General features: G+C 59.5%; 23 protein-coding genes and 1 tRNA gene. 9 read left to right on the plus strand and 15 right to left on the minus strand.

Features of this window, described 5'->3' with window-relative positions; translation table 11 throughout:
* Positions 1-93: 93 nt before the first annotated feature.
* The 6 genes from AC1Z1G_RS06785 to AC1Z1G_RS06810 all read right to left on the minus strand — a co-directional run bounded on the left by AC1Z1G_RS06785 (position 94) and on the right by AC1Z1G_RS06810 (position 6,837).
* Positions 94-2,706, minus strand: coding sequence for a hypothetical protein (locus tag AC1Z1G_RS06785; protein ID WP_483625902.1), 2,613 nt, complete (start codon positions 2,704-2,706; stop codon positions 94-96).
* 238 nt (positions 2,707-2,944) lie between these two features.
* A tRNA-Gly gene (locus AC1Z1G_RS06790) sits at positions 2,945-3,018 on the minus strand.
* Between the two features lie 199 nt (positions 3,019-3,217).
* A complete protein-coding gene (locus AC1Z1G_RS06795; protein ID WP_483625903.1) occupies positions 3,218-4,102 on the minus strand; it encodes an alpha/beta fold hydrolase in 885 nt (294 codons plus the stop codon).
* Between the two features lie 310 nt (positions 4,103-4,412).
* The gene (locus tag AC1Z1G_RS06800; RefSeq protein ID WP_483625905.1) at positions 4,413-5,105 is read right to left on the minus strand and encodes a pseudouridine synthase; all 693 of its coding nucleotides are present in this window, start codon (positions 5,103-5,105) and stop codon (positions 4,413-4,415) included.
* A 33-nt stretch (positions 5,106-5,138) separates the two neighbouring features.
* The gene (locus AC1Z1G_RS06805) at positions 5,139-5,357 is read right to left on the minus strand and encodes a cysteine-rich CWC family protein (protein ID WP_483625907.1); all 219 of its coding nucleotides are present in this window, start codon (positions 5,355-5,357) and stop codon (positions 5,139-5,141) included.
* Positions 5,350-6,837 (minus strand): sensor domain-containing diguanylate cyclase, encoded by a 1,488-nt coding sequence (locus AC1Z1G_RS06810; protein ID WP_483625908.1) that lies wholly within the window; start codon positions 6,835-6,837, stop codon positions 5,350-5,352. The genes AC1Z1G_RS06805 and AC1Z1G_RS06810 overlap by 8 nt, the downstream gene beginning before the upstream one ends.
* Before the next feature lie 184 nt (positions 6,838-7,021).
* On the opposite strand from AC1Z1G_RS06810, the gene AC1Z1G_RS06815 reads away from it, so the two are divergent.
* Both AC1Z1G_RS06815 and AC1Z1G_RS06820 read left to right on the plus strand, forming a co-directional pair.
* Positions 7,022-7,339, plus strand: coding sequence for a hypothetical protein (locus AC1Z1G_RS06815; RefSeq protein ID WP_483625910.1), 318 nt, complete (start codon positions 7,022-7,024; stop codon positions 7,337-7,339).
* A 250-nt stretch (positions 7,340-7,589) separates the two neighbouring features.
* Entirely contained in the window at positions 7,590-8,021 is a 432-nt protein-coding gene (locus AC1Z1G_RS06820; RefSeq protein WP_483625912.1) for a hypothetical protein, read from the plus strand.
* 53 nt (positions 8,022-8,074) lie between these two features.
* Here AC1Z1G_RS06820 and AC1Z1G_RS06825 read toward each other — a convergent pair whose 3' ends face one another.
* Positions 8,075-9,187 carry an enoyl-CoA hydratase/isomerase family protein gene (locus AC1Z1G_RS06825; RefSeq protein WP_483625914.1) on the minus strand — a complete coding sequence of 371 codons (1,113 nt, stop codon included), beginning with the start codon at positions 9,185-9,187 and terminating at the stop codon, positions 8,075-8,077.
* Between the two features lie 131 nt (positions 9,188-9,318).
* On the opposite strand from AC1Z1G_RS06825, the gene ung reads away from it, so the two are divergent.
* Entirely contained in the window at positions 9,319-10,011 is a 693-nt protein-coding gene (gene ung / locus AC1Z1G_RS06830; RefSeq protein WP_483625916.1) for a uracil-DNA glycosylase, read from the plus strand.
* A 129-nt stretch (positions 10,012-10,140) separates the two neighbouring features.
* Here ung and AC1Z1G_RS06835 read toward each other — a convergent pair whose 3' ends face one another.
* Genes AC1Z1G_RS06835 through AC1Z1G_RS06855 form a run of 5 tightly spaced genes read right to left on the minus strand, consistent with a single transcriptional unit; the run spans position 10,141 to position 15,529 of the window.
* A complete protein-coding gene (locus AC1Z1G_RS06835) occupies positions 10,141-11,178 on the minus strand; it encodes an AbrB family transcriptional regulator (protein WP_483625918.1) in 1,038 nt (345 codons plus the stop codon).
* Entirely contained in the window at positions 11,171-12,685 is a 1,515-nt protein-coding gene (locus tag AC1Z1G_RS06840) for a tripartite tricarboxylate transporter permease (protein WP_483625920.1), read from the minus strand. Before AC1Z1G_RS06840 ends, AC1Z1G_RS06835 begins: the two co-directional genes overlap by 8 nt.
* Position 12,686: 1 nt before the next feature.
* A complete protein-coding gene (locus tag AC1Z1G_RS06845) occupies positions 12,687-13,145 on the minus strand; it encodes a tripartite tricarboxylate transporter TctB family protein (protein WP_483625921.1) in 459 nt (152 codons plus the stop codon).
* A gap of 58 nt (positions 13,146-13,203) precedes the next feature.
* Complete coding sequence (locus tag AC1Z1G_RS06850) at positions 13,204-14,181, minus strand: Bug family tripartite tricarboxylate transporter substrate binding protein (RefSeq protein ID WP_483625923.1); 978 nt, start codon at positions 14,179-14,181, stop codon at positions 13,204-13,206.
* A gap of 55 nt (positions 14,182-14,236) precedes the next feature.
* Positions 14,237-15,529, minus strand: coding sequence for an OprD family porin (locus AC1Z1G_RS06855; protein WP_483625925.1), 1,293 nt, complete (start codon positions 15,527-15,529; stop codon positions 14,237-14,239).
* Positions 15,530-15,763: 234 nt separating this feature from the next.
* Between AC1Z1G_RS06855 and AC1Z1G_RS06860 the strand changes: the two genes are divergently transcribed.
* Complete coding sequence (locus AC1Z1G_RS06860) at positions 15,764-16,435, plus strand: response regulator (protein WP_483625926.1); 672 nt, start codon at positions 15,764-15,766, stop codon at positions 16,433-16,435.
* Positions 16,428-17,816 (plus strand): sensor histidine kinase, encoded by a 1,389-nt coding sequence (locus AC1Z1G_RS06865; protein ID WP_483625928.1) that lies wholly within the window; start codon positions 16,428-16,430, stop codon positions 17,814-17,816. The genes AC1Z1G_RS06860 and AC1Z1G_RS06865 overlap by 8 nt, the downstream gene beginning before the upstream one ends.
* 156 nt (positions 17,817-17,972) lie before the next feature.
* Here AC1Z1G_RS06865 and AC1Z1G_RS06870 read toward each other — a convergent pair whose 3' ends face one another.
* Together AC1Z1G_RS06870 and ygfZ are read right to left on the minus strand one after the other, a co-directional pair.
* Positions 17,973-18,794 carry an HDOD domain-containing protein gene (locus AC1Z1G_RS06870; protein ID WP_483625929.1) on the minus strand — a complete coding sequence of 274 codons (822 nt, stop codon included), beginning with the start codon at positions 18,792-18,794 and terminating at the stop codon, positions 17,973-17,975.
* A 35-nt stretch (positions 18,795-18,829) separates the two neighbouring features.
* Positions 18,830-19,771 carry a CAF17-like 4Fe-4S cluster assembly/insertion protein YgfZ gene (ygfZ, locus tag AC1Z1G_RS06875; RefSeq protein ID WP_483625931.1) on the minus strand — a complete coding sequence of 314 codons (942 nt, stop codon included), beginning with the start codon at positions 19,769-19,771 and terminating at the stop codon, positions 18,830-18,832.
* Between the two features lie 149 nt (positions 19,772-19,920).
* On the opposite strand from ygfZ, the gene AC1Z1G_RS06880 reads away from it, so the two are divergent.
* Both AC1Z1G_RS06880 and AC1Z1G_RS06885 read left to right on the plus strand, forming a co-directional pair.
* Positions 19,921-20,175: an FAD assembly factor SdhE gene (locus AC1Z1G_RS06880; RefSeq protein ID WP_483625933.1), complete on the plus strand. Its 255-nt coding sequence runs from the start codon at positions 19,921-19,923 to the stop codon at positions 20,173-20,175.
* Positions 20,159-20,611: a protein YgfX gene (locus AC1Z1G_RS06885; protein ID WP_483625935.1), complete on the plus strand. Its 453-nt coding sequence runs from the start codon at positions 20,159-20,161 to the stop codon at positions 20,609-20,611. The genes AC1Z1G_RS06880 and AC1Z1G_RS06885 overlap by 17 nt, the downstream gene beginning before the upstream one ends.
* On the opposite strand, the gene nadB is transcribed toward AC1Z1G_RS06885, so the two are convergent.
* Positions 20,580-22,196, minus strand: a complete 1,617-nt coding sequence (gene nadB, locus AC1Z1G_RS06890) for an L-aspartate oxidase (protein WP_483625937.1) — start codon at positions 22,194-22,196, stop codon at positions 20,580-20,582. The genes AC1Z1G_RS06885 and nadB overlap by 32 nt on opposite strands.
* Positions 22,197-22,766: 570 nt before the next feature.
* Here nadB and rpoE point away from each other — a divergent pair.
* Positions 22,767-23,348, plus strand: a complete 582-nt coding sequence (gene rpoE / locus AC1Z1G_RS06895) for an RNA polymerase sigma factor RpoE/AlgU (protein ID WP_019692537.1) — start codon at positions 22,767-22,769, stop codon at positions 23,346-23,348.
* A 31-nt stretch (positions 23,349-23,379) separates the two neighbouring features.
* A complete protein-coding gene (locus AC1Z1G_RS06900) occupies positions 23,380-23,967 on the plus strand; it encodes a sigma-E factor negative regulatory protein (protein ID WP_347904584.1) in 588 nt (195 codons plus the stop codon).

The following is a 23,967-nucleotide window of genomic DNA, read 5'->3' on the forward strand; positions in this document are numbered from 1 at the left end:
ACTATATCCGCGCGATTCCGCGCCCGGCAATAGTGTGCGCTGCCAGTCATGCCGGCCAGCGCAGGGGCCGTGGTGTCGTGCCAGGTCCAGGGCCTAAACGGCGCTGGTTACGCTCTTCTTTCGATCCCTCAGGGTGCAGGGCAGCAGTTGGCGCGAGCTTTGTGCAGCCGTTGGCAGTGGTACTTTGGTGAGGCCGGCCGACAGAACGCACGGCTTGCAAAACCCCGCGCCTTTGTTCGGTGCCTGGTTGAAGTAGTTGTCCTTGGTTGCGATCACCGGGTCATGGCCCTGAACGCCGCACCAGAATTGGAGCTTTGTCTTTGTGGTGCTGACGATCTGAGAGTCCGTATCCAGAGGCCCTTCGACATACTTGACCGTAGGTGGGCAGGAAGGCGCGCTCGGGGCTATGTGTTGATGAAGTTCATGGCGAAGCAGGACCATGATGGCTTCAAGATCCTGCAATGACTTACCCCGGTTACTGACCTGACCATGAGCGATACCACAGGTGTTGCACAGGTGAATGAAGGGCCTCGACTTGCCTGCTTTTTGCAGGTTTCGCCAGGAAATCGAGAAGCCGGGATGTGGGCAGCCGTCGGGAAGCCTCTCGCCACAGTTGAAATACTCGACTTCCCAGCCCTGCACGTCGAAACCGCTCAGGTAGCTGACGTTGGGATACATCCCGCGCAGTGAGGCAAGGCGATGAAATACGGTGCCCATCAGCACGTCGCCGGGACCGACGGTGACGCCTGGGTAGCAGCAGGCGAGACAAGCGGAGGGGATGAAGCTGCGATCAGTGAAAAAGTCCCGTTGAAACCTGCGCAGTTCTGGTCTCTTGAGCATGAACGTGTGGTTGCCGCTGGCGCATTCGACCAACGCCGCCATTTCGTCATTTTGATGGAGCAAGTCCTGAAGGACCGTAAGTCCCAGTGATTCAATGCTGTTGTTGAATTCTAGCCGGCGTTGCGCCTGAGCGGCGACCTGACTGGGCGTGACGCCCAACTGTCTGGCGCGGCAGGTGGGGCATTTGAATTCGCCATCGACGATGTGCCGTTTAGCGTGTTCAGGGTCATGGATGTCAGTGATGTGATCTTGAATACACACAAACTGAAAGTTTTTGGCATCCACTGGCGTTGTTCGAAGCGCCTCAATGAACGCCCGTGGGAGTTGGTGTTCTTGCTCCCAGATACTCAGGCGCTTCTGGTTTCTTGCATTGCCTGTCTGTTGGCCCTTGCAGCCGACGCAGTACGAGCGAACATCGCCATCGGCCAGGCTCCTGGAATTCACCTCGTTCTGCGTGTTGCAAACACTGCACTCGTAAGTAACGACGGAGTTGCGTGTGATCAAATGCATGGGGGGGCCGATCAGCCGGTGTTGCCCAAGTTTTTCAACCACCTTGGTTTGGAACGCTTCAAGAGGGTTTTGACAGGCGAGGTTCCAGGTGGTCCAGATGACGTTCATATCCGGAGCGGCGTTGATGGGTTGCCGGCCAAGAAGCTTCAGCAGGTCGGTGATGGTCGCAAGAAACGCGACAGGGTCAAGGTCCATGTTTGGCACCACAACCAAGGCAATTTCCTGGGTGGCGCATGCAACTTCTTTAAATGCGTCACGCAGTTTCAGTTGCTCAAGTTTGTGATGTGCTTCCAGCGTGTCGGTCAATGCGACGAAATGCTGGATGCCCTGGTACTCGAACGCGACCTGGTACTCGGGGCAATAGCCATCGAGCTCAAGCGCCGATACGTTGCCGGTTGGTGAGGTGTAGTTCAGAAAATCCTTGTAGCGTTTATTGAAGAGCCAGCTCGGCGAAGGGAACAACTCACGCATGATACACGCGGTGAGTTTTTCGGCCTTTCTGATCCATGTCTGCCCCCAGTAGAACTCCCGGACGCGTGCCGGTGTGTCGCTGCGGTTTTCCCCCGAGCGATTTCTGTAGTGGATCATCAGGCCACTGTTGGGGTGCATTCCATAGCCCAGCACTTCGGCGCCATGTTCTGCTGCATGAGATTTCAGGGCTTGGTCCAGCGTGTGGTCTTTTTGCTCTCGCAGACAAATCTTCAGTAGCCCATCCAAACTGATGTAGTGCACGTTGACCGGGCTGCGCATCAGCCTGGGGCCGGTCTGAATACTGAAAAAAGGGCCAGGGCTTGTGGAACCGGGCATTTTTGTCCCGCTGTAGTGAATGGCTCCGGCAGGAAAGCATGTCGTAAACGCTTTGTAGGCTGTGACGGAGTCCGTGTAGTAACGTTCCACTTTTTCAGATGGGCGTCGGCCATTGCGCAGGGCAACGGCAACGGAATTGCGTGCCAGCTTTTCAGGCATCCAGCCGAAACCGTCCGGTAACTCGCAAGGCACGGGAAACATCTGGTAGCACGCTTCACTGGCAACGGGCCGTCCGGCAGGGTTACTACTGACCACTAACCGGTGGGCCGGAAACTGTCGGGCGACCTGATCCACCAACGCACTGGCGTTTCTGCAGATCGGACATCCTGTGCCATAGAAAACGTTATGGATCAGCATTTCCCATCCGCCCTCGCTGCCTGCCTTGCAGGTCAGGCAATGGAACGCCTGTAATGTCTTGGCTGGAAACGACTGGTTATCGTCACGCAACAGCCGAAGTTGTCCAAGTCGCCCTTCAGCCACTTCATTGGCGCTCAATTGGCTGTTTTGCCCGGCGTAAGTCAGTGGGGTGTTCCGTCCAGGTGGATTCAAGCGTGCTCCTTGCAGTGCGATAAAAAAGTGGCACAAACCATTCCACAGCGATGCTGGAATTGAAAGTTCAATGAGGTTTCTCAAACGGCTCTGTGTGCGATTTGTATGAGCACACCTTTTGGCAGCAACTTCAGGCAAACGACCAAAATAGAGCACCCATAAAAAAACCGGCCACTGGGGACCGGTTTTTTGTCTTGCATCCCCGTCAACAGCAGCATGACGTGAGGCAGAAATTATTTGGAGCGGGTGAAGGGAATCGAACCCTCGTTATCAGCTTGGGAAGCTGGAGTAATGCCATTATACGACACCCGCTCAGAGCGGCTGACTTTGTACCAGAAGTTGCCCGGGATTTGAAGTTTTTCTTTGCCGGATCTGCATTTACGAAGGTTTTACGGGGCGTGAGGCAGGGTGTTGAGGATGACTCGACAGGTGCGGCCGTGCCGCGATCTATCGCAGGCACGCCACGCAACTACAGAGTGTGCGTGCGGGGCGTGCTTGCGATGACGCTGTTTCAAATGGCCAGAGCATGGTGTTCCTGGGTGAGGTGATGACGCGGTCGGCTGTCGTGCCGGGCCGGTTTCAGGAAGCCCATCAGTGCATGACGACTGTCTCGGCAGGCCGCTTTGTGCTCCATGTCGAGAAAGTGCCCCGTGGCTTGCAGGGTACTGAAACTGCTGTGTTGCACATGATTGGCGAAGAGTCTGGCGTCGGTGGCAGCGGTGTATTCGTCCCATTCGCCGTTCATGAACAGCACCGGCACATCAATCTTTCGTGCCGCCCTCAGGTAGCACTGACGGTCACTGTTGAGCACCTCGCTGATGTGGAAGTGCATCTGCCCGTACTCATGCTCGGCCAGGCTGCTGACGTGACGGTAGTTGAAGCGCTTGAACAGTGACGGCAGGTGCTTGCCGATGGTGTTGTTGACCAGATGGCCGACGCGGTCGCGATCCAGGCTGCCCAGGTAGTCAACCCCGCGCTCCAGGTAGTCGCGCATCGGTTCGTTGATGAGCGGTGAAAACGAGCTGATGACCGCTTTTTCTATCCGCCGTGGCCGGTGTGACAGCGCGACCAGTGCCGCTGCACCGCCCCATGAGAACGACAGCACGTGTTCCGCCGCGAAGTGGTCGATCAGCTCCAGCAGGATCTGCCCTTCGATTTCCTTGGTGAGCATTTTTTCATGGCGATTGTGGGCTTTGGACTTACCCGCGTAGGGTTGGTCGTACAGAACCACGTTGAACTGCGGGTGCAGGTTTTTCACGGTCTGCGCAAACGACGCGGTGGTGGCCATTGAGCCGTTGACCAGAATAATGGTCTTCTCTGCGGCGTCTGCGCGATAGAACTCCGTGTAAACCCGGTACTGCCCCTGTATATCCAGCACAGCGATTTCTGGCCTCATGTCATAAGACTCCTGGCAAGCGGGTAGGCGCGCAATGAGATTGCACGAGCTTTGTGACAGGTAGGCATACGCCTGGAATTTTGTAGCCCATGTCGATCCTGTGAAGGCTGGTCGACGGGTATTGTTATAGGCGGGCATTTTGTCGGGGTGGTGGAGCCTTAAGGCTCTCTGCCGACAAAAAAGTTGCTTTGAAGTAGATCGTGACTCATCGGTCACATTTCGGCCGACGGCTTGATTCAAGCAGGCAGATACCGATCCCGCAAGTGCCGTTTACGAAATCTTTTCGCGTGCCTGCCGAGTGGTCGCTGCCTCAGATCAACTGGATTTCTGCTGCCGTGAGCGCACGGTATTCGCCCGGCGCCAGCGTTGCATCCAGCACCAGCGGCCCCATCCGCTCGCGGTGCAGGCGCAGGACCTTGTTGTCGAAATGGCCGAACATTCGTTTGACCTGGTGATAGCGACCTTCAACGATGCTCAACCGCGCCTGTTTTGGCCCTAGCAGCTCCAGTCCGGCAGGTTGTGTGGTGAGGTCTTCGAAGGCGAAGTACAGGCCTTGGGCGAAGGTGTGAATGCAGTGCTCGCCGATGTCCTGTTCAGTCTCGACGTAGTAGACCTTGGGCAGCTTGGTCTGCGGCTGGGTGAGGCGTCTCGACCAGGTGCCGTCATTGGTGATCAGCATCAGCCCGGTGGTGTTGAAGTCCAGGCGGCCGGCGATGTGCAGGTCCGTTGTGTCGGGCTCGTGGATCAGGTCCAGTACGGTCGGGTGCTCAGGGTCGCGGGTCGCACTGACGCAGCCCGGTGGTTTGTGCAGCATGAAGTAGCGCGCCGGTTTTCCGGCTTGCAGCACTTCGTCATCGAACTCGACGCGGCTGAACTCACGCACCTCGGCATGCGGGTCGCTGACCGTTTGGCCATCGATCCTGATGCGGCGTTCCACCAGCAACAGGCGGACCTGTTGACGGTTGAAACGGGGCAGGTTGCTGAGGAAACGGTCAACGCGCATGGCTATCGGCAGATCACTAAAGGGCCGGGCATCTTACTGGATAGGCGAGTGGGCTGCTTGTAGCTGCGCCTCGACTTGCGCGCAGCGAGGGCACAGGCAGGTCTGGTCGCGCAGCTCGGCGGGCAGGGCCTTGAGCACGGCGGGGTCGATGCTGACGCCATAACACCAGCAGGCCTGGGCGGCGGTTTTCGGGTCGGCCAGGCTGCAGTCGTTACGGGCACCGCAGGCTGGGCAGAGGTCAGGTTTATTCATAACTGGAGTGAGGCAATTCCACGCAGGTTCGGTTACGGCCGCTTTGTTTTGCACGGTACATCGCCTGGTCGGCGCGCGACAGCAGGTTGTGCAGCGTGTCGTCGGTTTGCAGGGTGGTCAGGCCGATGCTGACGGTGATCTGCAACAGCTGTTCGCCATAGGTATAACGCCGTTGCTCGATCAGGTGGCGGATTTTCTCGGCGATCTTCAAACCATTGCCGCCATCGGTGTCCTTGAGCAGCACGATGAATTCCTCGCCACCCCAGCGGCAGACAATATCGGACTGGCGCAGGCAGCTTTCCAGGTCCCGGGCGAAACCGGCCAGCACGGCATCGCCAGCAAGATGGCCGTGGGTGTCGTTCAATCGCTTGAAGTGGTCAAGGTCCAGCAGCAGCGCTGTCAGCGGCTTGGGCTCGCGCCGGGCTTCCTGCATGGCTTGCGCGGCGAGCAGGTCAAAGCCACGGCGGTTGGGCAGGCCCGTGAGGCTGTCGAGGGTGGCCTGGGCTTCGATTTTGCGCTGCAAGCGTTTGACGATCAGGTTGAGCAAGGTCAGCACCACCAGCGTGACGATCAGGCAGATCAGCAGGTTGAGGTACAGCGACTGGCGAATCTCGCCCAGTGCACTGTCTTCGCGTTTGTCGACGAACAAATACCAGTTCAGCTCGGGAATGAACCGCACATTGAGGAAATGCCCCTGGCCCCGGGTTGAATACTCGAAGCTGCCGCTATGAGGGGTGGGCAGCAAGGCCGGCAAGTCTTTGAGGCTGCCCAGGTCACTGAGGGACTGCCCGCTGCGTGCGCCTTGCGGGCCACCGTCCGCGCCGGTCAGGACAAGCTTGCCGTGGGTGTCGACGAAATACACGCTGCGTTGGTAGCGCTGCTGGTAGGTGTCGATCAGTTTGATCACCGCATCGACCGTCAGCCCGACGCCAGCCACGCCGATGAATTTATTCTGGTAGTCGTAGACCTTGTAGTTGATGAACACGGTCAGGCTGTCGTGGTTGGCCATGTCCACGTCGACATTGATTTCGTAGGGCGTGGTCATGTTGCGAACGCGAAAGTACCAGGTGTCGCGTGGCTCGTCGGCGTTGATGGTTTTCAGCACGCCTTTGGCCTGGTAGTACGTCAGGTTGTTGTTGGAGACGAAGAAAGCGGTGTAGGCGCCGTAATGAGTCATGACCTCGTTGAGGTAGCGGGTGATCTGCTCGGGATCATGTTCGCCGGCCACTACCCAGTCACGCAGGAAGGTGTCGCGCGACATCATCGAGGAAATCAGGATGGGCCGAACCAGGTCTTTCTGAATCTCGGAGTAAACGGTGTCGGAGGTCAGTGGCAGTTCGGTTTTGACGATGTTGTCGCGAATCGAGGTGCGCGAGGCGTAGTAGCTGAGCAGGGAGGTGGCGAGAAAACCTGCGCTCAATAGTGCGACCAGTGTGAGTACCAACGAGCGTTGCGAAAACAGCGCAGAGCGTAGCGGCATAACGATTCCGTTGGCAGGGACACGATGCAAGCATTCTAGTGGCACCGTGGGCAAGGCGTGGGTTCATTTTCAGGGTGCTGCGCTGTTGGAACCTGAGGCGTTCAGGTGGGGTGAGCCGTTGATCTGAAGTTGTAACCGGGCAGACACTTGGTGTCGGTTTGGCAGTCTTAATTAATGACAGTCGATGTTCTTGCCGATTGCCGCGGACCAGCGCCGCTGGTGCGTGCTTTCTGCGGTTCAGGAGGCCGCCATGTATCGTCGAATCCTGCTCGGTGTTTTGCTTGGTTTGAGTCTTGGTGCATGCGTTCCCTATTACGTAGAGTCTGACTACTACACAGGTGGGGTGTATACAGTGCCAGCACCGTATTACTACGGTAACTATTACTACACGCCTTACTACTATGGTGGTTTCTACGGACCTCGCTATCACGGATATCACCCCTATCACGATGGTGCCTATGGGCCGCATTACTACGGTGGCTACCGTCGGGGGCATCATTGAAGGGCGGGGGACAAGAGGATGCGAGGCACGCCTGGAGCACTTGATACGGCGGCGCTGGCTGATGAGGCCGCGCCGCTTTTTCATGCCCGTCATTGACGTAGTCGAGAAGCGTTGTCTGTAGTTGTATCAAAGTGTTGCTTGATCGCACCAGATTCCGAATTTGATGTCAGATGTTTCGTCAGTCAGATTATTTTTGACTGCCGCCTGCCCGCGTCGCGGGCGTGGCTCTTTCGCGGTCCAGGAGGCCGCCATGTATCGCCGACTTCTTCTTGCTGCGTCCCTGGGTTTGACTCTTTCTGCGTGCGTACCTTATTACGAGGGAGGTTCGAGCTATTACAGTTCCGAGATCTATTCCAGCCCTGCACCGGCTTACTACTCAGGTGGTGGGGGCTATTATTCCTCCCCGCGCGGCTACTATTCGCCGCCAACGCGTTACTACTCGGCACCGCGCTATTACCAATCCGTGCCTCGCTACTACCAGCCTGCGCCCCGGTACTATCAACCGTCGCCGCGTTACTACCCGAATCGCGGCTGGGGTCAGCAACAGTATGGCGGTCGTGGCGATTACTACGGCGGCCATAACGGTAACCGGGACCACGGCAACGATGGCGGTCGCGACCATCATGGCGACCGGGACCACGGCCGTGGTGACCACGGCGACAGAGGGGGTCATAACCGTTAGGCCATTGAACGAACAAGCGGCGCATTCAGCGCCGCTTTTTTCTGCCTGTGATTTCAGTAGTCGGACAAGTCCGCCAGCGGGTGGCGCCCCTCCCAGGCTTTATGAAAGTGCGCCTCGACCACCGCTTCGGGCACGGTGTTGATATCCGGCCAATGCCAGTGCGGCTTCTGGTCCTTGTCGATCAGGCGTGCCCGCACGCCTTCACTGAACTCCGGGTGTCGGCAGCAGTTCAGGCTCAGGGTGTATTCCATCTGAAAAACCTCGGCCAGTGAGAGATGCCGCGCGCGGACGATTTGCTCCCACACCAGGTGGGCGGTCAACGGGCAACCTTCACTCAGGGTTTTCGCCGCGCGGGCCAACAGCAGATCGCTGTGTTCGCGCAACAGGCTGATCGCGCGCCAGGCGCATCGCACATCGCTGACATCCAGCAACTCATCGATCTGCTGGCGCCGCGGCAACCACTGCGCCACCGGCATCTGCCCGACGGCCTCCTGCTGCAAGGCCTTGAGCAGGCTGTTGAGTTGCATCGCCGTTTGCTCCTGCCAGTTCAGTTGCAGCAGGCCTTCGATCAGTTGTTCCTGCTGGTCATCGAGCAGAAAGCGGTCGGCGAGGTCCAGGTCCAGCGCATCACGGCCATTGATGTGAGCCCCGGTCAAACCCAGGAACACTCCAAGTTTGCCGGGCAGGCGCGACAGGAACCAACTGGCGCCGACATCCGGGTACAGGCCGATGCTGATCTCGGGCATGGCCAGGCGACTACTCGGGGTGACGATACGAATGCTCGCGCCTTGCAGCAGCCCCATGCCGCCACCGAGCACATAACCGTGGCCCCAGCAGATCAGTGGTTTTGGGTAGGTGTGCAGGCGAAAGTCCAGGCGATACTCGGCCGCGAAGAAGTGCGCGGCCAAGGGCGGTACTTCGCCGGGGTGAGCGCAGCAGGCCTCCACCAGGCTGCGGACTTCGCCGCCGGCACAAAAGGCCTTGGCACCGTTGCCGCGCAGCAGTACACAGACAATCTGGGGTTCTTTGGCCCAGGCGTCCAGTTGATCGCTCAGGGCGTTGATCATCGGCAGTGACAGCGCGTTCAGGGATTTTTCGGCATCCAGGCTAGCGATACCGATGCGGGCGCCGTCGGTGCCGGTGAGTTCTTCGAAGTGCAGATTCATCGTGACCTCGATCGGGAATTTGAACGTTCAGTATGATCGTTGCGTGGGAAAATGCCGGTTCTGCGTCAGATCAATTGACAAGCGCGGTGGGCTTTCCTAGGGTTCGCCCCATTGAATTTTCAGGTGTAACCATGACTGCTGACGACCGTATCAAACTCGAACCGAGCTGGAAGGAGGCGCTGCGTGCTGAATTCGATCAGCCTTATATGGCAGAGTTACGTGAGTTTCTGCGGCAGGAGAACGCCGCGGGCAAGGAAATTTATCCGCCGGGCCCGATGATCTTCAACGCGCTCAATTCCACACCACTGGACAAGGTCAAAGTGGTGATCCTCGGCCAGGACCCCTATCACGGCCCGGGCCAGGCTCACGGCTTGTGCTTTTCGGTGCAACCGGGCGTACCGGCGCCACCGTCATTGGTGAACATCTATAAAGAGTTGAAGCGCGACCTGAACATCGACATCCCGAGTCACGGTTACCTGCAAAGCTGGGCCGACCAGGGGGTGCTGATGCTCAACACCACCATGACCGTGGAGCGGGCCAATGCCAACGCCCACGCGGGCAAGGGCTGGCAGTTCTTCACCGACCGGATCATCGAGTTGGTCAGTGAACATCAGCCGCACCTGGTGTTTTTACTGTGGGGCGCCCATGCCCAGAGCAAGCAGAAACTGATTGATGCCACCAAGCACCTGGTGCTGACCTCGGTGCATCCGTCGCCGCTGTCCGCTTATCGCGGGTTCCTCGGGTGCGGGCATTTCAGTCGCACCAACAAGTTCCTTGAACAGAATGGCGAGACCCCGATCGAGTGGCGCTTGCCACCGGTCTGAGGCGCTGACAGTGAGGGCCTCTTCGCGAGCAAGCCCGCTCCCACATTAGTCTGCGTCCGGCCCAAAAAATGCGTCGGGCAGAGATCAATGTGGGAGCGAGCCTGCTCGCGAAAAAGGCAACTCGGTCTATCAGACGGAATCCGGCAACCGGTTCCAATGCCGGAACAACGGTTCGGCCAGAAACAGCACAAACAACAACCGCATCACCTGCATCGCCGTCACCAAGGGCACAGATAACTGCAAGGTCTCTGCCGTCAAACTCATTTCCGCAATCCCGCCGGGCATCATGCCCAGCGTCAATGAGCGCAGGTCCAGGTGGGTCAGCGCACTCAACCCCAGCGCCGCCAGCGTGGCGATCAACATGGTCAGCACCGTACCGACCAGCGTCCGGCCCATGAACGATGGTGCGCGCCGAAAGAACTGCCGATTGAAGTGACATCCCAGACCACTGCCGATCAGCCACTGGCCGATTTGACTGCCGCCGTCGGGCAAGCCGATGTGCAAGTCCCAGCCAATGCTCACCGTCGCACTCACCAGCAACGGCCCGAACAGCCAGGGGTTGGGTTGGCGCAAGCGTTGCCAGGCCCAGGCGAGCAGGGCGCCCGCCGGGAACAGTACCGCCAGCCAGCGCCAATCGACGGTGGCCGGGTGCAGTAATGGAGTGCCTTCGCCGAGCAGGTATTTGAAGGCGGCCGGCACGCACAGCACCACCACCAGTACCCGCAGGCTTTGCCCCGCCGCGACGCGGCTGAGCACGGCGCCATTGCGGGCGCCGAGGTTGACCATTTCGCCGGAGCCGCCCGGCATGCTGGAGAAAAACGCGGTGGCGCGGTCCTCGCCGGTACGCCGCAACAGCCAGACCCCGACCACCGCTGACAGGCTGGTGACCAGCGCACCGAAGAAGATCAGCCCGAAGTGGCTCATGACCTGCTCGATCACCACCGGGGTGAAGTGCAGGCCAATACCGATGCCGACGATCCACTGGCCACATTTACGCCCGCCGGGGATTTCCGTCAGTTGCCAGGGTGTCAGGCAGCGCACCAGGATGATTGCCAGCAGCGAGCCGACCATCCACGGCAGCGGCCAGCCGATCTGGCTGGCGAGGTACCCGCCCAGCAGACCGACCAGCGGGGTCCCCCACCACGTGTTGAAGGGCCGATCAGACATCGGCGATGGTGCGCCGTGCCACGGAGCGTTTGCGCCAGATCCGCAGCAGGGGCACCAGCAGCATGATCGCGGTCAGGATCCAGCAACCGAAGGTGATCGGGCTCGACCAGAGGATCTCCAGCGCACCGTTGGAAATCGACAGTGCACGACGCAGGTTCTGCTCCATCAGGCCGCCGAGGATGAAGCCCAGCAGCACCGGCGATAACGGGAAATCCAGCTTGCGCAGGATGTAACCGAAGATGCCGATACCGATCATCAGGAACAGGTCGAAGGTGGTGGCATGCACCGCGTAAACGCCAATCGCGGTAATGATCGCGATCACCGGCACCAGCGCCCAATTCGGCACGGCGAGAATCCGGGTGAAGATGCGGATCATCGGGATGTTGAGGATCACCAGCATGAAGTTGGCGATGAACAACGAGGCAATCAGGCCCCAGACGATGTCGGGCTGCTGCTGGAACAACAGTGGCCCCGGCGTGATGTTGTACAGCGACAGCGCACCGATCATCACCGCCGTGGTACCCGAACCCGGTACACCGAGGGTCAACATGGGCACCATTGCACCGCAAGCTGCGGCACCGATGGCGGTTTCCGGTGCAGCGAGACCGCGCTTGTCACCTTGACCAAACGTACCGTTGGCACCGGCAATGCGTTTTTCGGTCATGTACGCCACGGCACTTGCCAGCGTCGCGCCGGCGCCTGGCAATACGCCCATGATGAAACCCAGTACACCGCAACGAAGGTTGACCACGAATACCGAGGCCGCTTCCTTGAAGTTGAACATCATTCGGCCGGTGGCTTTCACGGCTTCCTGGCCATGGTGGGTCTTTTCCAGCAGCAACAGGATTTCGCTGATGGAGAACAGGCCCAGTACCAGCACCACGAACTGAATGCCATCGGTGAGGTGGATGTTGTCGCCGGTGAAGCGATAGACACCGCTGTTGGCGTCGATGCCGACACAGGCCAGAAACAAACCGATCAGCGCCGAGATGAAGGTTTTCAGCGGTCGGTCACCGGCCATGCCGCCCAGGCATACGATGGCAAACACCATCAGGACGAAGTACTCGGCAGGCCCGAAGGCAATTGCCCATTTCGCCAGCAGCGGGGCGAACAACACCATGCCGCAAATAGCGATGAACGCACCGATGAACGAACTCCACGCCGACAGGGACAGTGCCACACCGGCCAGGCCTTTGCGGGCCATCGGATATCCGTCGAGGGTGGTCATGACGGTAGAAGCTTCGCCGGGGATGTTCAACAGGATCGAGCTGATCCGGCCGCCATACTCGCAGCCCAGGTAAACCGCTGCCAGCAGGATCAGAGCGGATTCCGGTGGCAGCCCGAGGGCGAATGCGATCGGGATCAGCAGCGCCACGCCGTTGATCGGGCCAAGGCCTGGCAACAGGCCGACCACAGTGCCGATCAGGGTGCCGCTCAATGCGGTGACCAGGTTGTACGGCGTCAGTGCGACGCCGAAGCCCTGGCCAAGATAGCTAAGGGTATCCATATCAGTTCTCCAGAACGTCGAGCAGGCCCAATGGCAGTGGCACGTCCATCACGCGGTCGAACAGCATGTACAGGCCAAGGCTCATCAAGCTGATGATTACCAGGCTGGACAGCCAGCGACCGCCATACAGGCGGGCCATTGGCACGCCGATCAGGATGCTGGAGACAATGAAACCCAGGGGTTCAAAAGTGCCCGCGAACACCACCAGCAGAGCGACGCAGATACCGATCTTGGTCAGGGTCTCGCGATCCAGCGGCGGCTCATCTTCACTGTGGACGATGGGTGTCGGGCGAAACGCCATGTACAGCAGGGCGATGCCCATCAGGGCCAGCAACAACAACGGGAAGGCTCTTGGGCCGACGGGCTCATAGGAAAAAGGTGCTTGATACGGCCAGGCCATCATTGCCAGGCCGATGCAGGCCACCAACAGCGTGGAGGCAAAAATGCGTTGTAAGAGCATGACAAACTCCTGGGCGACGCCCCTGATGCGCAAGGGCGTCGCCGCTAGACAGAGGCGATTACTGAATCAGGCCAAATTCCTTGGCCAGCATCTTGTAGTCGGCGACTTGCTTCTTCACGTACGTGTCCAGCTCGGGCCCGGTCATGGCGAACGGGAACAGTTCACGCTGATCGCGCAGCTTGGCGAAATCTTCGGAAGCCAGCAGTTTGTCAAAAGCGTTTTTCCACCAGGCGTAGTCTTCGTCACTGACCTTTGGCCCGAGGTAGAAGCCGCGCACCACCGGCCAGACGATGTCGTAGCCTTGTTCCTTGGCGGTTGGAATGTCCTTCATTTCCGGCTCGTCCAGGCGCTCGTTGGCGAACACCGCCAACAGACGCATGTCACCGCTCTGGATATGTGGCATGGAGTCGGAAATGTCAGTGCTGCCGACCTGAATGTGGCCGCCGAGCAGCGCGGTGGCGATTTCGCCACCCCCTTCGAGGGCGACATAACGCAGGTCACGGGGGTTGATCCCGGCAGCCTTGGCGATCAACGCGGTTTGCATCCAGTCCTGGCTGCCGACCGTACCACCGGAGCCGATCACCACTTTGCTCGGGTCTTTCTTCAACGCTTGAACCAGGTCATCGAGGTTCTTGTAGGGCGAGTCGCTTTTCACCGCGATGGCGCCATAGCTTGTTCCAACAGCTGCCAGCCAGCGCACGGCGTTTTCATCGAAACGCCCGAACTTGCCCTGGGCCAGGTTCAGCAACGAGCCGCTGGACCAAGCCACCAGCGTGCCGGCGTCGGCAGGGCGCTGGGCCACCACCGCGTTGTAGGCCACGGCACCAACGCCACCGGGCATGTACGTGACGCGCATCGGTTTGGTCAGCAGTTTTTCGTTGATCAGCGCGCTTTGCGCCAGCTTGCAGGTCAGGTCGAAACCACCGCCAGGGGATGCCGGGGCAATACATTCCGGGCGTTTGGGTTCGGCAAGGAGTTGGCCGGCGAATAGCAGGCAACTGGCGGCTAGAGCAACTTTACGCAGTGATAAGTCCATTTTTCGTCTCCACAGGAGTTGTTGTTGTGTAGGAGCTGTCGTTGGGTTGAATCCGTTACCAAAGGGCAACGCTGTAGCTCACCAGCACACGCACTTCATCAGCGTCGCGGGCAGAGTAGTTGGAGCGGTAGGTGGCATTGCGCAGGCGCACGGCAACGTCCTTGAGTGCGCCACTTTGCACCACGTATTTAATCTCGGTGTTGCGTTCCCATTCTTTACCGGTGTCGCCGTTTTTCAGTTTGATGTTGTCGCCGCTCAGGTAACGGCTCATGAAACTCAGGCCGGGAATCCCCAGTTTGGCGAAGTCGTAGTCGTAGCGGGCCTGCCAGGAGCGTTCTTCGGCACCGGCAAAGTCGTTGATCTGCACGAAGTTGACCAGGTATGGGTCGGCACCGTCGACATAAGGGAACGCGCTGTCCCCCGACATGTGCTGATAACCGGCGCTGAGTTTATGCCCGTTCAAGGCATAGCTCACCAGGCCATTGAGGGATGTGTTGTCGATGTTGCCGCCACGGGCCTGACCTTCGTCGTTGCTGATGGCCAGGCGCAGGTCGGTGCCAAAAGTGCCGGGGCCGAACGGTTGCGAGGCGACCACACCGAGGAAGTGCTGGTTGTAGACGTCGGCGAGTTGGGCGAAATGGTAGCTGCCAGTGATCTTGTCGGTGAATTTGTAGTCGACGCCGCCGAAGTCGAAATGCTTGCCGGCCACGGTGCCGGCGAAACGGCTGTTCTTGTTGTTCAGGGCGATGTCTTCGAAGTCGGTGCTGTCGCGGTCCTTGGCTTTTTCCAGGCGCCCGCCGGTGAAGGTCAGGTTCTTGATTTCCCGGGAGGTCAGCAGGCCACCTTCAAAGGTTTGCGGCAGGATGCGCCCGTCGTTGGGCTTGAGGGTTGGCAGTTCGGGAATCAGGCTGCCGATTTTAAGTTCGGTGGCGGAGATTTTTACTTTGCCGGTCAGACCGAGCTTGGAGTACTCGTCGGCAGCGCGACCATTGTCATGGGTGGGCAACAGGCCAGTGCCGGTACGGTCGGGGCTGGAGTCGAGCTTGACCCCCAGCATGCCCAGCGCATCGATGCCAAACCCGACCGTGCCATCGGTGTAACCCGATTGAACGTTGAGCATGAACCCCTGGGCCCATTCGTCACGCTTGGATTGCTGGGCACTGGTGCCGCTGCGAAAGTCGCGATTGAAATACATGTTGCGGGTTTCGAGGGTGGCCGTACTGTCTTCGAAGAAGGCAGCCTGGCTGACCGGTGAAAAGCCGGCGAGGGCGGCGGCACTGGCAAGGGCGGTGTAACCGGGACGGGAAAAACGTGCAGGCAGGCGAGCCTGAAGCTGTGTGGACAGCATCGTGAAGTACTCCGTTATTGTTCTTATTGACGAAAACGCTTCGAGGCGTTTTTCGGGTCGCTACTCTTCAATGGTGACGGCAGCCGAAACTGACCGTGGCTGGACTCTAGCGGCCTAACCTTTCGCTAACCTTTCAGTAGACTTTCACTGTTTTCGGGCTTCACAGCGGCAAAAGCGGCTGTAAACTCCGCGCCAAAGAATGGCGTCGACCATCCAAAAATGAGGTAAGGATCCATGCGTGTTCTTCTCGTTGAAGACCATCTGCCGCTGGCCGAAAGTGTCGCCCAGGCGCTCAAGAGCACGGGTTTGACCGTCGATGTGCTGCACGATGGCGTGGCCGCCGACTTGGCCTTGAGCAGCGAGGAATACGCGGTAGCGATCCTCGACGTCGGCCTGCCGCGCATGGATGGTTTCGAGGTGCTGGCACGCCTGCGCAGCCGTGGAAAAAACCTGCCGGTGCTGATGCTCACCGCTCGCAGCGATGTCAAGGACCGGGTGCATGGGCTCAACCTCGGCGCCGACGATTACCTGGCCAAACCCTTTGAACTGACGGAACTGGAAGCGCGGGTCAAGGCACTGCTGCGCCGCAGCGTGCTGGGCGGTGAGCGTCAGCAGCGTTGTGGTGTGTTGGTGTATGACCTGGACACCCGGCGTTTCACCCTGGACGAGGAGCTGCTGACCCTGACTTCCCGCGAGCAGGCGGTGCTCGAAGCCTTGATCGCCCGTCCGGGCCGGGTGATGAGCAAGGAGCAATTGGCCTCCCAGGTGTTTGGTCTGGATGAAGAAGCCAGCCCCGATGCCATCGAAATCTATGTCCACCGTTTGCGCAAGAAACTCGACGGCCACGCGGTGGCGATCGTGACGTTCAGGGGGCTCGGTTACCTGCTGGAAACCCGCGATGCATAAGCCCAGCAGCCTGCGTTGGCGATTACTGTGGAACCTCGCACTGTTGCTGGTGGTGCTGATGATTGCCAGCGGCCTGAGTGCTTACTGGAACGGTCGCGAAGCCGCCGACACCGCGTATGACCGGACCTTGCTGGCCTCGGCGCGAACCATTGCGGCCGGCCTGTACCAGCGCGACGGCAGCCTCAGCGCCGATGTGCCTTACGTGGCCCTCGATACCTTCGCTTACGACAGTGCCGGGCGGATTTACTATCAAGTCAACGACATCCACCAGAAGCTGATTTCCGGCTACGAAAACCTGCCCGGGCCACCGCCGGGAACGCCGCGCACCGACGACTACCCGGCGCTGGCGCGCTTTTACAATGCGATCTATCACGGCCAGACCGTGCGGGTGGTCAGCCTGCTCAAACCGGTGATCGAGCCGAACATGAACGGCATGGCGGAAATCCGCGTGGCCGAAACCGATGAGGCGCGGGTCAGCATGGCCCGCAGCCTGATGGCCGACACCTTGCTGCGACTGGGCATGTTGGCCGTCGGTGCGTTGTTGCTGGTGTGGTTTGCGGTGAGTGCGGCGCTGCGGCCGCTGGAGCGATTACGCACGGCGGTGGAAGAGCGCCAGCCGGATGACCTGCGGGCGCTGCCGCTGGTCGAAGTGCAACGCGAGTTGTGGCCACTGGTGCGGGCGCTTAACCACTTCACCGAGCGTTTGCGTGTGCAGTTCGAACGTCAGGCGCAGTTTATTGCCGATGCCGCGCATGAGTTGCGTACGCCGCTGGCAGCCTTGAAGGCGCGGCTTGAGCTGGGGCTGCGCTCCAGTGAGCCGCAAACCTGGCGCACGACCCTGGAAAGTTCGGCCCAGAGCACCGACCGCCTGACTCATCTGGCCAATCAGTTGCTGTCACTGGCGCGCGTTGAAAACGGTGCGCGGGCGATTGCCGAGGGCGGCGCGCAGTTGCTTGATCTCAGCCAGTTGGCCCGTGAGCTGGGCATGGCCATGGCGCCGTTGGCCCATGCGCGGGGCGTGGCGCTGGCGCTGGAAGCTGACGAGCCGGTGTGGTTGCGCGGTGAGCCGACGCTGCTGAACGAGCTGTTGAGCAATCTGGTGGACAACGCATTGGCGCATACGCCATCGGGGGGGAACGTGATTCTGCGGGTCAGCGCACCGGCAGTGCTGGAAGTCGAAGACGACGGCCCCGGTATTCCGCTGGAAGAGCGTGACCGGGTGTTCGAGCGCTTTTATCGTCGAAACCAGCAGGTGGCCGGCTCAGGCCTGGGGTTGGCGATTGTTGGCGAAATTTGCCGCGCTCATCTGGCACAAATCAGCCTGCACGATGGCGCGCAGGCCGGGCTGAAGGTGCGGGTGAGTTTTATCGCCGGAGAGTGAACACGGGACCTGTGGCGAGGGAGCTTGCTCCCGCTGGGCTGCGAAGCAGCTTCAAAACCATACGCCACAGTGTTTCAGTTAAACCGCATTGTCCGGATTTACGACGGCTGCGCAGCCGAGCGGGAGCAAGCTCCCTCGCCACAGTAGTGTTCGCAATCAGTAAAACATCGACCGGGCGTCTTCCAGGTCGGCGCACAACGACAGGTTGTTCGGGTCGATCTTCAACTGCTTGAACGCCGGCAGGCTGGAGATATCGATCTGGGCCAGTGGATGGTCGGTGTCCTTGTAGCAGTGCAGGGTGGCGACCTGCACCAGATCGACATAATCGACCCGCTCGGACTGACGCTTGAAGTCCAGGTACTGCCCCGGCAGCTTCACCAGCATTTCCGGAAATTCCCAGACGCTCAGCAGTTTGTCGCCCAGCAACGGGTGAATGTGCTCGATCACATGGTTGAGGCTGACCGGGTCCGACAGCAGCTCGTAGTGGTCTTCGGCGTACGTCAGGATCGGCAGCACGCCGATCTGATGCACCAGTCCGCCCAACGCGGCCTGATCCGGCTTGAGTTGGGTATGACTGCGGCACAGGGCGTAGCTGACCCCGGCGATTTCCAGGCTTTTGCGCCAGACATCGCGCATTTTCTGTTCCACCACTTCGGAGCGGGCATGGAAAATCTGCTCCATGACCAGGCCGATGGCCAGGTTGCTGCTGTAGTTGACGCCCAGCCGGGTGATTGCCGTGTGCAGGTCCGTGACTTCCTGGGTGGCGCGCAGCAGCGGGCTGTTGACCACTTTGATCAGCCTTGCCGACAACGCGGTGTCTCGGCCGATGACTTTGCTCAGGGTAGCGACGCTGATTTCAGGGTCTTCGGCGGCCCGGCGAATTTGCAGGGCCACTTCCGGTAATGTTGGCAGAACGAGGTCATCGTTATCGATGGCCTCAACCAAATCCTGTTGGACCTTATCCGACAGCTTGCTCATTTCTGTTCTCTAGGTGTTGCAAGAAAGTACTGCAATTAACGCTGGATCTCGCGATCGCGATCCAGTTGATAAGGCAGATCGAGCAGTTGCAGGCCTGGGCCTTCGAGTTCGCCGAGGTGTACATCGCCACTCTCTGCGGCTTCGGCTTGCAGCACGGCAAGCAGTTCAATGTGTTGATCGGCGCGAGCAGCGATCACGACTTCGCCAATCGAACTGCCGTGGGTCGGCGAAAACAGCGGTGTGCCGGGTTCGGGTAACTCGCTGGCGTCCAGTTGCAGGCGATACAGCCGGCGCTTGAGCTTGCCCAGGTATTGCATGCGCGCGACGATTTCCTGGCCGGTGTAGCAACCTTTCTTGAAGCTCACGCCGCCCACGGCTTGCAGGTTGAGCATTTGCGGAATGAACAGCTCGCGGGTGGCTGGCATGACCTGGCCGATACCGGCGCGAACCTGGCCCAGCAGCCATTGATTCAGCTCGCCTTCACTCAACTGCGCCGCCAGTGCAGCTTTTACGGTTGCTGCCTGATCAACAGGCGCCCACAGCTCGGTGCGGGCGGGAGAAACGCGAATGGCGATCAAACCGTTGTGACGGGCGACGCTATCGGTCTCCCGAGGCAGGTCGAGGCCAAGGGCTGACAGGGCCGTGTCGGCCTCAGACAGGCCGAAACGCACCCACGCTGCGCTTTCATCGGTCAGCTTGGACTTGGAAAACACGGCGTACTTTTTCAGGTCTGCCAGTTGCGGTTCCAGCAGTTCGCTGGCCATCGCCATTAGAACGCCGTCACCTTCGAGCAGGATGCGAAAGCTCGACTGCATGCGGCCCTTCTGCGTGCAGCGGGCGCCGAGGCTGGCCTGGGTGTCGCTCAGGTAATTGAGGTTGCAGGTCAACTGCCCCTGAAGAAACTTGCTGGCGTCAGCGCCGCGGACGGCGAGAACGCCTTCGTGGGACAGGGTGCAGAAAAAAGCAGAATCAGCCATGGGTCATCGCAGGGTAAATAGTCTGGGGGACATCATAAGGGTGCGCCCTTGAAATGGGTAGTTCACAAAGGATGGGTGGTGCCCGACCAAAGCCGACTGGCCGACACGGGCGGGGGCTGTATACTTGCGCTCTATTTGAGGAGCGCTCCATGGTCGAAGATGTTGAACTGAACCGCCTCTACTGGCACAGCCGCCGCGGCATGCTTGAACTTGACGTGTTGCTGGTGCCGTTTGTGAAAGAGGTCTATCCGCACCTCAACGAGGTTGATCGCGCCTGCTACGTCAAACTGCTTGAGTGCGAAGATCAGGACATGTTCGGCTGGTTCATGGAGCGTGCTGAATCGGAAGACCCTGAGCTGCAACGCATGGTTCGCATGATTCTGGACCGTGTTCAGCCCAAGTAACGTGTTCGAATGCCGCTGGCAGGCCTCACGGCAACTGCTGGCGGCGTATCTCCTCGCTCAGCTGTTCGCGCTGGGTTCGTTGTACCTTCTTGATATTCCCTTCTGGGCAAGCCTGTCTGGCGCGGCGCTCTGCCTGCTCCATGGCTTTTGGGTTCTGCCGCGACAAATTCTGCTGACGCACCCAGCATCGTTCAGTGGCCTGCGGCGTGACGCCGATGGCTGGCAGCTATGGAATCGACAGTCAGGCTGGCAGCCGGTGCAATTGCGTCCTGACAGCCTGGCGCTACCGTTGGTCATCGTGTTGCGTTTTCGTCTACAGGGTGAGCGGCGAGTGCGGGCCCTCTGCGTGCCACACGATGCGCAGGCGGCGGATGTGCACCGACGCCTGCGGGTGCGCCTCACGTTCAGTCGTCGTAGGTGGGCGGCACCAGAATAGTGTCCAGCGCCTCTGGCAGCATGTTCGGGTAATCGAGGGTGTAATGCAGGCCGCGGCTTTCCTTGCGCTCCATTGCCGAGCGGATCATCAGTTCCGCCACCTGAGCAAGGTTCCTCAACTCAATCAGGTCTCTGCTCACTTTATAGTTGCTGTAGAACTCGTCGATTTCGTCCAGCAACAGGCGAACGCGATGCTGTGCCCGTTGCAGGCGCTTGTTGGTACGCACAATGCCTACGTAGTCCCACATGAATCGCCGAAGTTCGTCCCAGTTGTGCGCAATGATCACGTCCTCGTCAGAGTCGGTGACCTGGCTGGCGTCCCAGGCGGGCAGGGCGATGGGGATGGCGACCTGGGGCAGTTGCTCCAGAATGTCTGCCGCTGCCGAGCGTGCGTAGACGAAGCATTCCAGCAGTGAGTTGCTGGCCATGCGGTTGGCGCCGTGAAGGCCGGTGAAACTGGTTTCGCCGATGGCGTACAGGCCCGGAACATCGGTGCGGCCCTGTTGGTCGACCATCACGCCGCCGCAGGTGTAGTGTGCGGCGGGCACCACCGGGATGGGTTGTTTGGTGATGTCGATGGAAAATTCCAGGCAGCGCTCGTAGACCGTCGGGAAATGCGTCTTGATGAAGGATTCGGGCTTATGGCTGATGTCCAGGTACACGCAGTCGATGCCCAGGCGTTTCATTTCATGGTCGATGGCCCGCGCCACGATGTCCCGTGGCGCCAGTTCGGCGCGGGGATCGAAGCGCTGCATGAAGCGCTCGCCATTGGGCAGCTTCAAGTGCGCCCCTTCGCCACGCAGGGCTTCGGTGATCAAAAAACTTTTGGCCAGCGGGTGGTACAGGCACGTGGGGTGGAACTGGTTGAACTCCAGGTTCGCCACCCGGCAACCGGATCGCCAGGCCATGGCGATGCCATCACCGCAGGCGCTATCGGGGTTGCTGGTGTACAGATAGACTTTTGCCGCGCCGCCGGAGGCAAGAATCACGAAGCGTGCACCGTAGGTGTCGACTTCGCCCGTGCCGCGGTTGAGCACGTAGGCGCCGAGGCAGCGATCACCGTCCAGGCCCAGGCGTTTTTCGGTGATCAGATCGACAGCGACGCGTTGTTCCAGCAGTTCGATGTTCGAGCGTTGGCGAGCCTGGGCGAGCAATGTCTTGAAAATCGCTGCGCCAGTAGCGTCAGCGGCGTGGATGATGCGTCGATGGCTGTGACCGCCCTCGCGGGTCAGGTGAAACTCGAAACCACCGTCCTCGGTGCCGGATTGTTCATCGCGGGTGAACGGCACACCTTGGTCGATCAGCCATTGAATGGCTTCTTTGCTGTGCTCGACGGTAAAACGCACGGCGTCTTCGTGGCACAGGCCGCCGCCGGCATTGAGCGTGTCGTCGACGTGAGATTCAACGGTGTCGGTGTCATCCAGTACGGCAGCGACACCGCCCTGGGCCCAGAATGTCGAGCCGTTGGCGAGGTCGCCTTTGCTCAGTACGGCAATGCGCAGGTGACCGGGAAGGGTCAGTGCAAGACTCAAGCCGGCAGCGCCGCTGCCAATCACCAGAACATCGTGTTGAAACTGTTGGCTCATTTCAGGATTCCGCTCAAAGCGACCCGGGTCGGGGTTGGCGCAAGACACCTGGATTGGCGAGTCAAGGCAGCCACACAGCGCACTAGTATATAGAGGGGTGGATCGGCACAATAGCCGGGCCTTCATGGCGATGTGAAATGACTGTGACGTAAAAGTGACGACCGGGCTTGAGGGTCGTGCCGGGCGATTTACCGGTCAAATCGCCGACAAGGCACCCGTATCGCGGATGAAACACTCTTTTTCTCTTCACGGTCGCACATTGTCGCTCTTGCCCGACTATAAAGATTGGGAACTTTTGCCAAGCGCCCACGTTCAATAGAAGGTTGCCTGAAAGAAGGGGACGCGTCGGTCTTTATGCGGGGCTTGTGATTCAGTCTTTGCGTGTGGGTTCGACGACAAGATTATTCGCGCAGCCGGCCAAGCCCGCGCTGCGTTTTTCGTGCGTGCCAAATCAGAGCCGCAGGAAACTTGCCTGGAGGGGGGAGAACTTTTGCGAAAAGCCCGAGTCTATGTTTGCAAGCTTGATCGATTGGTTATGCAAGCCTCCTCCGCGCTTATCGAGGAGTGTTCATGCTAACCCAGGAAGAGGATCAGCAGCTGGTCGAGCGCGTTCAGCGCGGCGACAAGCGTGCATTTGATCTGCTAGTGCTGAAATACCAGCACAAAATTCTCGGGTTGATCGTGCGTTTTGTGCACGACACCCATGAAGCCCAGGATGTTGCACAGGAAGCCTTTATCAAGGCTTATCGTGCACTTGGTAATTTTCGCGGAGACAGTGCGTTTTATACGTGGCTATACCGCATCGCCATCAATACGGCGAAAAACTATCTGGTTTCACGCGGCCGTCGGCCGCCGGATAGCGATGTCAGTTCTGAAGATGCAGAGTTCTACGATGGCGATCATGGCCTCAAGGATCTTGAGTCGCCGGAGCGGGCATTGCTGCGGGATGAGATCGAAGGCACCGTCCATCGAACCATTCAGCAACTGCCAGAAGATTTGCGTACGGCGTTAACTTTACGTGAATTCGATGGTCTGAGTTACGAGGACATTGCGAGCGTCATGCAGTGTCCGGTGGGTACCGTGCGCTCCCGGATTTTCCGCGCTCGGGAAGCCATCGATAAAGCCCTGCAGCCATTGTTGCAGGAAAGCTGAGACAGCGGCGATAGCCAAGAGAGGAACCGCCATGAGTCGTGAAGCCCTGCAGGAATCGCTGTCCGCAGTGATGGATAACGAAGCGGACGAACTGGAATTACGTCGGGTATTGAATGCCTTCGACGATGTAGAAACTCGCGAGACCTGGGCCCGTTACCAAGTCGCACGAGCCGTTATGCACAAGGATTTGTTGCTGCCTCGTCTGGACATCGCTGCGGCCGTTTCTGCTGCGCTGGCTGACGAAGCCGTGCCGGCAAAGGTTTCCCGCGGTCCATGGCGCAGCCTGGGTCGTCTGGCGGTGGCCGCTTCTGTGACTGTGGCCGTGTTGGCTGGTGTGCGTCTGTACAATCAGGACGAGATTGCCGGTGTCGAACTGGCACAGCAATCCACTCAACCTGGCCTGGCCGTTCCACAAGTTAAAGGCCCAGCAGTTTTGGCCGGCTACAATGAGAGTTCGCAAGCCACTGGCCCAATGGCCAATGGCGTACTGCAAGGTCAGCCAGGCTGGCACGATCAGCGTCTGCCAAGCTACTTGCGCCAACATGCTCAACAAGCTGCGCTAAAAGGCACTGAAAGCGCGTTGCCTTACGCTCGTGCAGCCAGCCTGGAAAACCGTTAA

This window comes from Pseudomonas sp. JL27(2026) (assembly GCF_056933555.1).